The sequence below is a fragment of the Krasilnikovia sp. MM14-A1004 genome (genome assembly GCF_047159485.1).
In the GTDB taxonomy this organism is placed as follows: Bacteria; Actinomycetota; Actinomycetes; order Mycobacteriales; family Micromonosporaceae; genus Actinoplanes.
Genome location: NZ_AP038773.1, coordinates 1,847,570 through 1,859,443, shown reverse-complemented (window position 1 = coordinate 1,859,443; position 11,874 = coordinate 1,847,570). Strand labels below are relative to the sequence as shown.

Sequence of the window (11,874 nt, the reverse complement as noted above, 5' to 3'; positions counted from 1 at the left end):
TCCCGGGTGACCGATCAGCTCGACGGGGTGGTGCTTCCCACGATCCCTCCGATCTCGGAGGTCGCCGGTTGCTGGTCACCCGCCCTGTCCCCGGACGGACGGCACGCAGCGTACGTCTCCGACGTCGGCGGCACCCCCGAGGTCTGGGTGCGGCCCGTCGGCAGCGATGTGGCGTTCCGCGTCGACACCGGCGGCGAACCGGTCGCCGCGGTGCTCTGGTCCGCCGACGGCAACTGGCTGGCCTGCCAGATCAGCCCCGGCGGGGCGCCCCGGCACGAGGTGTGGCTGGTGCGGCCCGACGGCTCGGCGCTGCACCAGGTGGCGGGCTTCGGCGCGGACACCGCGGACAACCTCCGCTGGCTGCCCGACCGCCCGCTGCTGGCGGTCACCGAGAACCTGAGCCGGGCGTTGCTCGTCGACCCCACCGGCCAGCGGCACGTCGTCGCGGAGGGCGAGCTGATCGCGCTGCTCGACGTCAGCGCCGACCACGGCCGGGCGCTGCTGCGCCGCGGCCCGCGCGGGGCACGCCAGCTCGTCGTGCGAGACCTGACCAGCGGACTGGAACGGTACGTGACCGCGGGCCAGCAGGGCTGCTTCGGCCCGGACGGGCACACCGTGTACGCCGTCAGCGAGGCCGGAGAGTTCCCCGTGCTGATCCGGTCGGCGGCCGGCGGCGTGGAGGTGGTGGCCGACGCCGGGCGCGGGGAGGTGGAATCGTTCGCGTTGACCCTGGACGGCCGTACCGTCGCGGTGTTGTGGAATGTGCGCGGCGGGGAGTCGGCGCTCGCGCTGATCGACCTCGCCCGCGATGGACGCCGCGTGCACCGCCCGACCTTCGTCGAGGCATGCCGTGTCGTGGAGCCGCTGCCCGGCAGCGTCGCCGGCGGCCTGGCGTGGAGCGCCGACGGCCGCACGCTGGCGTTCACGGCCGAAGGGCCGGGGCAGCCGCACGGCGTCTGGACCTGCGCGGTGGACGACCCCCGGCCACGGCCCGTCGCGGTCGAACCGGCCGCCCCCGGCCTGGCCGGGGTCGGCGACTCGGTGGCGCTGGCGGCGGGCGCGGCGCGGCCGGTGCTGCACGGCTTCCGGTCCCACGACGGGCTGGAGATCACCGGATGGCTGCTGCGGCCGCCGGGCGACGGTCCGCAGCCCGTCGTGCTGTGGTTTCACGGCGGACCCGAGGCGCAGGAACGACCCGGCCACAACCCGTTGTTCCAGTCGCTGGTGGCTCGCGGCATCGCCGTCTTCGCGCCGAACGTGCGCGGCTCGTCCGGCTTCGGGCGCAGCTTCGTCGCCGCCGACAACGGCCCCCTGCGGTACGCCGCCATCGCCGACGTGGCCGCCTGCGTGGGCTACCTGACGGCGGCGGGCATCGCCGACCCCGCGCGGGTGGGCTGCGCGGGCCGCTCGTACGGCGGCTACCTGACGCTGGCCGCGCTGACCACGTACCCGGAGCTGTTCGCGGTCGGGGTCGACGTGTGCGGCATGTCGAACTTCGCCACCTTCTACGCGCACACCGAGCCGTGGATCGCCGCCGCCGCGACCACCAAGTACGGCGACCCGGTCGCCGACGCGGAACTGTTGCGCGACCTGTCCCCGATCACCCGGATCGACCGGCTGCGAGCGCCGCTGCTGGTGGTGCACGGCGCCAACGACAGCAACGTGCCGGTGATCGAGTCGGAGCAGGTCGTCGCGGCCCTGGCCGAGCGCGGGGTGCCGCACCACTACCTGCTGTTCCCCGGGGAGGGGCACGAGCTGTTGCACCGCGGCACCCGAGCCGAATACCTGCGGGTGACCACCGACTGGCTGGCAGGGCATCTGCTGACCCCCGCCCTGGCCTCCTGAGCGCCGGGCGCCGCCGGTCGGTGGCGCCCGTCACGGTCTCCGGGTCGGAGCGTGGTCCTTTCGTGGCGACCGTCACCACGGGCGAGGGCCGGTGGTGCGCAATACCGCGGTCCGCCCGCCGATGGAATTGCGTGATCCATCGGTTTCTGCGCTGGGCCCGCCCCGTCGGGGCGGGCCTGCTCGTGTTGACTGCCGTCTTCCTCGCCCTGCGCGCGGTCGCCACCGGCCCGTTCGAGGAACTGGAGGCCAACCAGCTGGCCCACGACGCCCAGCGGTTGCGCATCGCCCTCGATGGCCAGGTGGCCCTGCTCAGCACGTTCGGCGCGACGAACTCGGAGTGGGACGACCCGGCCGAACAGGTCGCCGCCAGCGACCGCACAGGTTTCCTGGACAGCTTCGAGCCGGACTACCTGCGCGGCACCGGTGTGGTCGACGGTGTCCTCGGCGTCGGGCTCGACGGCACGCCGCGCGTCGGCGGGCTGGTGGCGGACGGTAAGAACGACGCGTTCGCCGCGGCCCCCGCCGAGCTGAGCGACCCCGCCCTGTTGCGCCGCATGTTCAACCCCCAGTCCAAGGCCGGCGACGGCATCTGCGGCATCGTCGGCGCGGCCGGGGGCGCCTATCTGTACTGCGGGTTCGCCGCCTACCCGAGCAGCGGAGACCCGCCCGCCAAGGGCGGTCTGATCTATCTGAAGGCGCTGGATCCAGCCGCGCTGACCAAGCTGGGTGCCGAGGTGGACCTGCCGCTGACCCGCGTGCCGCAGCGACACGCCAACGCCGCCGAACGGTCCGTACTGGCCAGCCGGCTCGGAAGGATCGCCGTCAGCACCGCCACCCTGAACGACACCCAGGTCGCCGTCGACGCGGTCGTACCGACCGTCAACGGTGGTCAGGTGGTGCTGCGTTCGGTGCGGGACCGGCAGCTCCACCAGGTCGCCGGGCGGATGGCCAACCAGATCTTCGGAGTGACAGCGCTGGGCACGCTGCTGCTGATCGGCGCCGTGCAGATCCTGTCGCGCCGGGCCGTGCGTCAGCGGGTGCGTCCGCTGCGGCGTACCACCGAGGCCGTGGTCGCCTCCGGCGACCGCTCGCTGCGTATCGGGCACTCCGGCCACGGCGAGATCGGCGCCCTGGCCGCGACGATCGACACCATGCTGGAGACGCTGGCCGCCCAGGACGCCGCGCTGCGCACCGAACAGCAACAGCGGGAGGAGCAACTGCGCGAGACGTACGCCGAGCAGGAGCGCATCCAGCAGGAGTCGCGCCGGCAGGCCCGAGAGACGGTCGAGCAGACCTCCAGCGCGGTCGTCGAGCGGCTCGGCGGGGTGGTCGACCACGTCGCCGACGTACGCACCGCGACCCGCGACATCGACGACCGGATCGACGCCGCGCACCTGGCCAGCCGGGACCTGGTCGAACACGCCGGGCACGCCGAGCAGGCGGTCGAGGCGCTGGGGCGCAGCCTGCGCCGGGTCGCCGGGATCGCTGAGATGATCACCGGGGTCGCGGCGCAGACGAACCTGCTGGCGCTCAATGCCACCATCGAGGCCGCCAGGGCTGGGGAGGCCGGGCGCGGGTTCGGCGTCGTCGCCGGAGAGGTCAAGAACCTGGCCACCTCGACCGCACAGTCCACCGACGAGATCACGACGATCGTGGGTGAACTCGAGCACGAGATGCGGGCGATGTCCGCGACGGTCCGCACGATGGCTGGTTCCGTCACCGACATCACCGGGACGACCAGCCAGGTGCACGGCCTGGCCGAGCGTCAACGGGTCCAGGTGGAGCAGCTCAGCCGCGACGTCGACGACGCCATCCGCCAGATCGAGAGCCTCTCCACCGAAGGTCACCACCCGGGGGCGTGACGACTCACCTCTCATGTGGATCTTGATGACTTGCGGCGAGGAAACAACCGGAAGTCATCAACATCCGCTTCGCCGTGACCACCACCACGGCCGCCAACCAGCCAACCGCCGAACGCGGCGGTCGCGATGACCACCATCTGCTTCACAGCGGTCGCGACGACGCCTGATCGCGCCAGCCGGCCGCCGTCAGGGCGGCTCGAATCTGCGCGGCGACCTCGTCGGGACGGGCCCGCAGGAGCCAGGACGGAAAGCGTAGGATCCGGTCCCCGGAGATCCACACCTCGTTCTGGCGCAGCATGTCGGCGGCCCAGTGCCGCACGTCCATGTGGTGAGCGCCGTCGACCTCCACGTGCAGCCGCCACTCCCGCCAATACGCGTCCAGGTAGCGGCGGCGCCCCCGAGTGTCCGTGCGGGGTTCCTGGAGGTCGGGCAACGGCAGCGAGTACCTCCGGCAGAGCGCCCGGAAGTCCAGTTCGGAAAGGGCCTGGGCGCCACCGTCGAGGTCCGAGATCGTGGCACGCATGAGTGCCCGCCGCGGCGACCGCGGCAACGCGGCGATCATGTCGCGCAGCTGCGACGGCAGGACGCGACGCTGCTGGCAGGCGGTGGCCAGCACCACCCTGGCCTCGTCGTCCGTACGGGCCCACGACGCGGCGTCCACCACCGCGCGGGCCACGGTCGTCCGCGGCGGCCGACCGAGTCGTGTGCCTGCCGTCAGCAACGTGCTTCGGTGCACTCGGACGCCCGGCATGTCGAGCGGTAGGCCGGTCAGCCGCCGGGACACGACGCGTTGTGCCGGGATCAGCACATCCACCGGCCCGGCCCGCAGCCCACGAACGCCACCGAGCGTCGCGGCCGTCACGCCGGCCAGGACGGCACCCGGACCGGCCGCCAGAACCGCGACCCACAGCTGCTGGTCCCCGTCGAGCCGGCCGTTCTCGGTCAGCAGGACGCCGCGGCAGATCCGGCGCCAGCGCCCGAGCCGGAGGTGACCGCGCACGACACCCCGCCCGACCGCCGCCACCGCCTGCCCGACCGTCAGGACGCCGCGTTGCTCGAACCCGATCCAGTCCAGGAGATCCGCATCCGGCCGGGGCACCCCACGACCGTCATACCCCCGCACACAACCACCCAGTTCTCTCCTGACACGCCGCCCCGGCACGGCAGGCGAATCGCCGCCAAAGATCCAGATGTGCCGACATCCCGTGCGAGGCGTCGTCCGCGATGGCCGGTGATCTGTTCGGTCCGGCCGTGGTCGGTGCCAGCCTTCCACTTTTGCTGTCGCCGCCGACGACGGCTGTGGACAACCGCGGATCTTGATGATTTCTGGTCAGGACCTGACCCGAACTCATCAAGATCTCTGCACCCCCAACACGCGGAAGAACACGAGCGGGAAGGGAGAGGGTCGCGGGGGCGTGACGGGGGCCACGCGGGGTTTGTGAGGTAACTCGTTGTGAGCGGCACGGATCGCCAGCAGGGTTGAGGCCGGACTCTGCCCGCACCGTGGGAAGGCGTGACATGGCCCTGCGACCCGAGGCTCGCGCCTGGGCGGTGTGGGGTGTCGGCCTGTCCGCGTACGTCGTGGCGGTGCTGCACCGGACCTCACTCGGCGTCGCCGGGCTCGACGCGCAGGCCCGGTTCCAGGTCGGGGCGGGCGCGCTCGCCTCGTTCGCCGTACTCCAGTTGCTCGTGTACGCCGCCCTGCAGGTGCCCGTCGGCGTGCTGCTGGACCGCTTCGGCTCGATGCGGCTCGTGGTGAGCGGGGCGCTGCTCATGGCGTCCGGTCAGGCGCTGATGGCGGTCACCCACGACATGACCGGGGCGGTCGTCGCCCGCGTTCTGGTCGGCGCGGGCGACGCGATGACGTTCATCAGCGTGCTGCGCCTGGTGCCGCAGTGGTTCCCGGCCCGCCGGGTGCCGGTGCTGACCCAGCTCACCGGGCTCATGGGGCAGGCCGGGCAGGTGCTCAGCGCCGTACCGCTGGCGGCCCTGCTGGCGGGGCGCGGCTGGAGCACGGCGTTCGGGGCGGCGGCCGGGGCCGGGGTGTTCGTGGGGCTGCTGGCGCTGGCCGCGTTGCACGACTCCCCGCAGCGGCGGGTCAGCTCCGGCGCGGCGATGACCCCCCGGCAGCTCGGCGCCGACCTGGCGACGGCGTGGCGGCACCCCGGCACCCGGCTCGGGCTGTGGACCCATTTCAGCACCCAGTTCACGGGTACGGTCTTCGCCCTCATGTGGGGCTACCCGTTCCTCGTGGCGGGCGAGGGGCTGTCCCGGGGTCAGGCCAGCGCGCTGCTCACCGTGTTCGTGTTGACCGGCATGGCGGCCGGGCCGGTGATCGGGGTGCTGGTGCAACGGCATCCGATGCGCCGTTCCTGGCTGGTGCTCGGGGTGATCGGCGCGAACGCGCTCGCCTGGGCGCTCGTGCTGGCCTGGCCTGGCCGGGCACCGCTGCCGCTGCTCGTGCTGCTGGTGCTCGCACTGGGGCTGGGCGGCCCCGGCTCGATGATCGGCTTCGAGTTCGCCCGTACGTTCAATCCGCCGAACCGCCTCGGCACCGCGACCGGCATCGTCAACGTCGGCGGCTTCGTGGCGTCGCTGGTCACGATCCTGCTGGTCGGCCTGGTCCTGGACGCCCGCACGGGCGGCCGGGCCGGGTACGGCATCGACGACTTCAAGCTCGCCATGTCGGTGCAGTACGTGATCGGCGGGCTCGGGGTGATCGGGATCCTGCGGACCCGGCGCCTCGCCCGCCAGCGGCTGGCCACCGAGCAGGGACTCATCGTGCGGCCGATGCGCGAGGTGCTGGCCGACCGGGGATGGTTCGGCCGCGCCCGCGCCGGGAAACGCTGACGCCGGGGGACAATCCTGTGGGTACACAGCCCGAAGGAGCGTGCACGGTGAACGTGAGCGACGTACTGAACGAGGCGCTGGGCCGGCTGCCCGACCTGGTCCGGGGTGCCGTCGAGGGCCTGACGCCCGAGCAGTTGCACTGGGCCCCGGCGGCGGGCGCCAACTCGGTCGGCTGGCTGGTGTGGCACCTGACCCGCGTGCAGGACGCCCACGTGGCGGAGCTGCTCGGCGCGGAACAGGTCTACCTGACCGGCGACTGGGCGGCCCGGTTCGGGCGCAAACCCGACCCCGACGATTCCGGGTACGGACACACCGCGGCCGAGGTCGCGGCGGTGCGGCCGGACAGCTGGCAGGCGCTGGTCGACTACTTCACGGCGGTGCACGAGCGGACCCGCGACTACGTCGCCGGCCTCGGCCCGGACGACCTGGACCGCGTCGTCGACGAACGCTGGGACCCGCCGGTCACCCTCGGCGTGCGCCTGGTCAGCGTGATCGACGACGACGCCCAGCACGTCGGTCAGGCCGCCTACGTCCGCGGCCTGATCTGACTCCCACGCCGAGGTGGCCGGGGCATGCCCTCCCGGCCCTCGCTGCGCTCGGTGCAGTCGGTCATGCGGAAGGCGGCTCGGTCACCGGCAGGCGTACCAGGAAGCGGGTGTCGCCGGGCTGCGACTCCAGCCGGATGTCGCCGCCGTGGCCGTTCACCACGATCCGGTACGAGATGTCGAGGCCGAGCCCCGTGCCCTGCCCGACGGGCTTGGTGGTGAAGAACGGCTCGAACACGCGCTTGCGCAGATTCTCCGGGACGCCGGGGCCGGTGTCGCCCACGGAGACGACCACGTGGTCGTCGTCGGCGTACGTCGCGATGGTGAGGGTCCCGGCGCCGTTCATCGCCTGGACGGCGTTGTCGATGAGGTTCGTCCACACCTGGTTCAGCTCGGCGGGGTGCGCCGGGACCTGCGGCAGGCCACGGTCGTAGTGCCGGACGACGGTGATCCCGTCGCCGATCTTGTGGTTGAGCATCACCAGCGTGCTGTCGATCCCGGCGTGCACGTCGATCCACTGGTGTGCGGCCCGGTCCAGTTGCGAGTACTGCTTGGCGGCGGAGACCAGTGAGGACACCCGGCCGGTGGCGTCCTCGATGTCGCTCATCAGCTGCTCGGTCTCCATCGCGTACCCGATCCAGTGCACCGCCTGGTCCAGCAGGCCCGGGTCGATCTTGCCCTCGATCTCGGTGAGGCAGTCGGTGTCGATACCGCCCTGGGCGAAGACCGGCGCGAGATCCCAGGCGCCGGTGATGTGGCGTTCGTCCATCCAGTCGCCCAGCTCGTCCTCGCGGTCGGCGGCCTGCATCGCGGTCAGCGTCGGCGCCTTGGCGGCCCGCTCGATGACCTCCTCCTGCAACTCGACCAGCGCGTCGAGCTGCGCGGGGGCGACCTTGCCCGCGGCCAGCATGCCCAGCTTGTGCCGCATCCCGGCGACCCGCTGGCGCAGCGCGCTGGTGGCCCGCGACGCGGCGGCGGCCGGGTTGTTGAGTTCGTGCATGAGGCCCGCCGACAGCGCGCCGAGGGCGGCCAGCCGCTGGCGTTCGCTGACCACGGCCTGGCGTTCCCGCATGCCCAGCGCGAGGCCCTCCAGCAGGTGGATCGCCATGGGGAACCAGTCGCGCATCATGTGGCCGAAGTCGGCGGCGGGCATCACGAAGAACTCGGCGTCGTCGAGCGCGCGCATCGACGCCTGGTACGTGCGCGGAACCCCGTCGTCGCGCAGGTACGCCTGGGTGGCGCCCATGTAGACCCCGCGCTGCTCGGTGCGCACGGTCTGGACGTCGTCCTCGCCGACCCGGCGGGTCAGCGAGATCGTGCCGCTGAGCAGGACGAAGAACTGCTCCGCCGGATCACCCTCGCGCACCACGAGCCCGCCCGCCGGGACACGCATGGTGCAGCCGTGCGCCGCGATCCAGGTCAGCTGATCGTCCGTGAGCTGCTCGAACAGGAACAGCGTCCGCAGATCGTCGGGGGTGAGCAGGCCGGGCGCACAGGGTTCGAGCCGCACCGCCTCAGTCATGGCTGAGCCTCCTTTGCCATGCCCTCATGGCCCTCGCTGCGCTCGGTGCAATCGGTCATGGCTGAGCCTCCTTTGCCATGCCCTCATGGCCCTCGCTGCGCTCGGTGCAATCGGTCATGGCTGAGCCTCCTTTGCCATGCCCTCATGGCCCTCGCTGCGCTCGGTGCAATCGGTCATGGCTATCGCGCCTCCAGATACCGATGAACCAGCGTCACGGCCATCGCGCCCTCGCCGACGGCGGAGGCCACCCGCTTGACCGAGTTGGCTCGCACGTCGCCCGCGGCGAAGATGCCGGGCACGCTGCACTCCAGGTAGAACGGGTCCCGGTCGCGGTCCCAGCCGGGCGGGCGCTGCCCGTTCGTCAGCAGGTCCGGGCCGGTGTAGACGAAGCCGCGCTCGTCGCGGGCCACGATGTCGCCGAGCCAGTCGGTACGCGGCTCGGCGCCGATGAAGATGAACAGCGAACCGCACTCGACCGTGGTGCGCAGGCCGTTCTTGCCGTCGCAGATGGTGATGGCCTGCAGGTGACCGGCGCCCTCGGCGGCGACCACCTCGCAGCGCGTGCGCACCGTGATGTTGTCGATCCGGTCGAGCTGCTGGATCAGGTAGTACGACATCGAGGACTCCAGGGAGTCGCCGCGTACCACCAGGGTGACCGTGCGGGCGTAGCGGGAGAAGAACAGGGCGGCCTGGCCGGCCGAGTTGGCCCCGCCGACGATGTAGACGTCGGAACCGGAGCAGGACGGGCCCTCGGTGGCCGCCGAGCCGTAGTACACCCCGGCGCCGGTGAGCTCGGCGACGCCGTCGGCGACCAGCGGGCGGTAGGCCACCCCGGTGGCCAGCACGACCGCGTGCGCGGACACCTCACCGCCGTCGGCGAACGTGAGGGTGCGCGCCGAGCCGTCCGTGCGCATCCCCACCACCTCGCGGGTGTTGAGCACCTCGGCCGCGAACTTGCCCGCCTGGCGCCGGGCCCGGTCGGTGAGCTGCGCGCCCGAGATCCCGTCGGGGAAGCCCAGGTAGTTCTCGATGCGGGAGCTCTGCCCGGCCTGCCCGCCGACCGCTCGCCGCTCCACCAGCAGGGTCTTGAGGCCCTCGGAGGCCCCGTACACCGCGGCGCCCAGCCCGGCCGGGCCGCCGCCCACGATGATCAGGTCGTAGAAGTCGCGGTTCGGTGCGGTGGACAGCCCGGCGACCTCGGCGACCTCGGCGGTGCCGGGCCGGGCCAGGGCCCGGCCGTCGGCCGTGACGACCAGCGGGATGGCCTCCGGGCCGACCCCGGCCGCCTCCAGCAGGCGGCGGCCCTCCGGCTCGTCCGCTCCCAGCCACCGGTACGGCACGAGGTTGCGCGCGAGGAAGTCGCGGATCTGGTACGACGGCTCGCTCCACCGGTGCCCGACCACCCGGATGTCGGCCACCTCCCGGTCGCCCGTGGCCAGCCACGCCTCCAGCAGCGAGTCGATCACCGGGTACAGCTTCTCCTCCGGCGGGTCCCACGGCTTGAGCAGGTAGTGGTCGACGTCCACCACGTTGATCGCCTGGATCGCCGCGTCCGTGTCCGCGTACGCGGTGAGCAGTGCCCGGCGCGCGTTCGGGAACAGGTCCATGGCGTGTTCGAGGAACTCGATGCCGTTGGTCTCGGGCATCCGGTAGTCGGCCAGGATCACCGCCACCCGGCCGCCGCGCAGCTTGAGGTCCTTGAGCGCATCGAGCGCGTCGGCGGCGGTGGAGGCGCGCAGGATGCGGTACTGCTCGCCGTACCGGCGGCGCAGGTCGCGGGCGATGGCACGGGAGACCGACGGGTCGTCGTCGACCGTGAGGATGGCGGGCTGTCCCATCGTCGGTCCGTCCTAACGGTTGGGGAGGCGGGCTGCCTCCCCGGCATCGAGCACGTCGCGGAACTCGGGGTGCCGTTGCAGGTATCCCGCGACGAACGGGCAGGTGGGGATGACGGTGGTGGCGCGGGTCCGGGCGTCGGTGAGCGCGGCCGCGGCCAGCCGCCCGGCCAGCCCGCGCCCCTCGTACGCCTGGTCGACCTCTGTGTGCATCAACTCGACCCGGCCGTCGCCGCGCCGGTAGGTGAGCACCCCGGCGATCTCGCCGCCGAGCAGGATCTCGTACCGGGACTGTTCGAAGCTGTCCACGACCGTGGCGTCCGCGGCCGTGCCCGCCGCGACCTGGGCACTGCCCTCGACGCGCAGCTTGCGCCGGGCCCGCTCGTAGAACGTGGTGCGGCCGAACCGGATGACCTGTGCGGCGCCCGGCGCCTGGGTGATCTCCAGCCGGTCGCCGCCGGTGGCGTGCCCGGCGACGATCCCGTCCACCTCGATCGCGACCCGGCCGCTGGTGGGCAGCACGTCGAGTGCCAGGTGCTCCCCCTCGGCCAGCATGAGTGAGCGGTTGAACGAGGAATGCGCGGCGGCGGCGCTGACCAGGAGTCCCTCCACATTGGGCGAGACGATCGGGCCACCGGCCGAGAAACTGTACGCGGTGGAGCCGGTGGGCGTGGCCACGATGACCGCGTCCGCCGCGTAGTTGACGAAGGTGCTGCCCTCGACCGTGATGCCGATCGCGGCGAGCCCGCTGCCGGGCACCCGGACCAGGGCGATGTCGTTGAACGCCGACACCTCGGTGCCGTCGGGCAGTACGGTGCGCACCGCGGCGCGCGGCTCGACGGTGTAGCGGTGCTCGTCGATGGCGGACAGCGCGGACGGCAGGTCGGGCAGGTCGACCTCGGCGAGGAAGCCGAGCCGCCCCACGTTGACCCCGAGCACCGGAGTCTTGCGCCCCTCGACCAGCCGCATCGAGCGCAGCATCGTGCCGTCGCCGCCGAGGCTGACCAGCAGCCCGGCCCGTTCGACGAGTTCCTCGGCGGAGACCGGCTCGGCCCGGCAGTCGATCCGGGTGATCTCCTCGGGCAGCCCCAGCACGGTGACGTCGCGGCTGGCGGCCCAGTCCACGATCGCGTCGATCGCGGCGCCGCAGTCCCGCCGCGGGTGCAACACCAGCCCGACGACCTCGACCATGCCCATCGCAGCCCCCTGTCGCGCGCACCGGCCTTCAGCCTTGCACGCCGGACCGACATCGGCGAGCACCCGTGGCGTCCCCGGTGATGCCGCGGTGACGGAAATCGACGGTCGTTCCGAATGCGAAGACGAGAAAAGGAGCGCCACGAAAAAGTGTTATCGCGGGCCGATCGCGCTAACCGCCATCGACAGGCAACCGTACGTGACGTCCGCATTTAAAAGAA

Annotated in this window: 8 protein-coding genes; 4 read left to right on the top strand and 4 right to left on the bottom strand. The window is 72.4% G+C overall.

All coding sequences use genetic code 11. The features are described 5' to 3' along the window. Positions 1-6: 6 nt before the first annotated feature. Together ACMCNN_RS08515 and ACMCNN_RS08510 are read left to right on the top strand one after the other, a co-directional pair. A complete protein-coding gene (locus ACMCNN_RS08515; protein WP_412745628.1) occupies positions 7-1,845 on the top strand; it encodes a prolyl oligopeptidase family serine peptidase in 1,839 nt (612 codons plus the stop codon). 131 nt (positions 1,846-1,976) lie between these two features. After that, entirely contained in the window at positions 1,977-3,707 is a 1,731-nt protein-coding gene (locus tag ACMCNN_RS08510; RefSeq protein WP_412745627.1) for a methyl-accepting chemotaxis protein, read from the top strand. 142 nt (positions 3,708-3,849) lie between these two features. Here the strand turns inward: ACMCNN_RS08510 and ACMCNN_RS08505 are convergent, their stop codons facing one another. Next, the gene (locus tag ACMCNN_RS08505; protein WP_412745626.1) at positions 3,850-4,806 is read right to left on the bottom strand and encodes a hypothetical protein; all 957 of its coding nucleotides are present in this window, start codon (positions 4,804-4,806) and stop codon (positions 3,850-3,852) included. Positions 4,807-5,225: 419 nt separating this feature from the next. On the opposite strand from ACMCNN_RS08505, the gene ACMCNN_RS08500 reads away from it, so the two are divergent. Both ACMCNN_RS08500 and ACMCNN_RS08495 read left to right on the top strand, forming a co-directional pair. Further along, positions 5,226-6,557: an MFS transporter gene (locus ACMCNN_RS08500; protein WP_412745625.1), complete on the top strand. Its 1,332-nt coding sequence runs from the start codon at positions 5,226-5,228 to the stop codon at positions 6,555-6,557. A 47-nt stretch (positions 6,558-6,604) separates the two neighbouring features. Beyond that, entirely contained in the window at positions 6,605-7,105 is a 501-nt protein-coding gene (locus tag ACMCNN_RS08495) for a mycothiol transferase (protein WP_412745624.1), read from the top strand. 61 nt (positions 7,106-7,166) lie between these two features. On the opposite strand, the gene ACMCNN_RS08490 is transcribed toward ACMCNN_RS08495, so the two are convergent. The 3 genes from ACMCNN_RS08490 to ACMCNN_RS08480 all read right to left on the bottom strand — a co-directional run bounded on the left by ACMCNN_RS08490 (position 7,167) and on the right by ACMCNN_RS08480 (position 11,656). Beyond that, a complete protein-coding gene (locus ACMCNN_RS08490) occupies positions 7,167-8,624 on the bottom strand; it encodes an ATP-binding protein (RefSeq protein ID WP_412745623.1) in 1,458 nt (485 codons plus the stop codon). 179 nt (positions 8,625-8,803) lie between these two features. Continuing rightward, positions 8,804-10,462: an FAD-dependent oxidoreductase gene (locus ACMCNN_RS08485; RefSeq protein WP_412745622.1), complete on the bottom strand. Its 1,659-nt coding sequence runs from the start codon at positions 10,460-10,462 to the stop codon at positions 8,804-8,806. 12 nt (positions 10,463-10,474) lie between these two features. Then, entirely contained in the window at positions 10,475-11,656 is a 1,182-nt protein-coding gene (locus ACMCNN_RS08480; RefSeq protein ID WP_412745621.1) for an NAD(+)/NADH kinase, read from the bottom strand. Between the last annotated feature and the right edge of the window lie 218 nt (positions 11,657-11,874).

Excerpts from the sequence above, each read along its gene's own strand:
- ACMCNN_RS08500 (WP_412745625.1), top strand. The coding sequence starts at position 5,226 with ATGGCCCTGCGACCCGAGGCTCGCGCCTGGGCGGTGTGGGGTGTCGGC.
- ACMCNN_RS08490 (WP_412745623.1), bottom strand. The coding sequence starts at position 8,624 with ATGACTGAGGCGGTGCGGCTCGAACCCTGTGCGCCCGGCCTGCTCACC.
- ACMCNN_RS08485 (WP_412745622.1), bottom strand. The coding sequence starts at position 10,462 with ATGGGACAGCCCGCCATCCTCACGGTCGACGACGACCCGTCGGTCTCC.
- ACMCNN_RS08480 (WP_412745621.1), bottom strand. The coding sequence starts at position 11,656 with ATGGGCATGGTCGAGGTCGTCGGGCTGGTGTTGCACCCGCGGCGGGAC.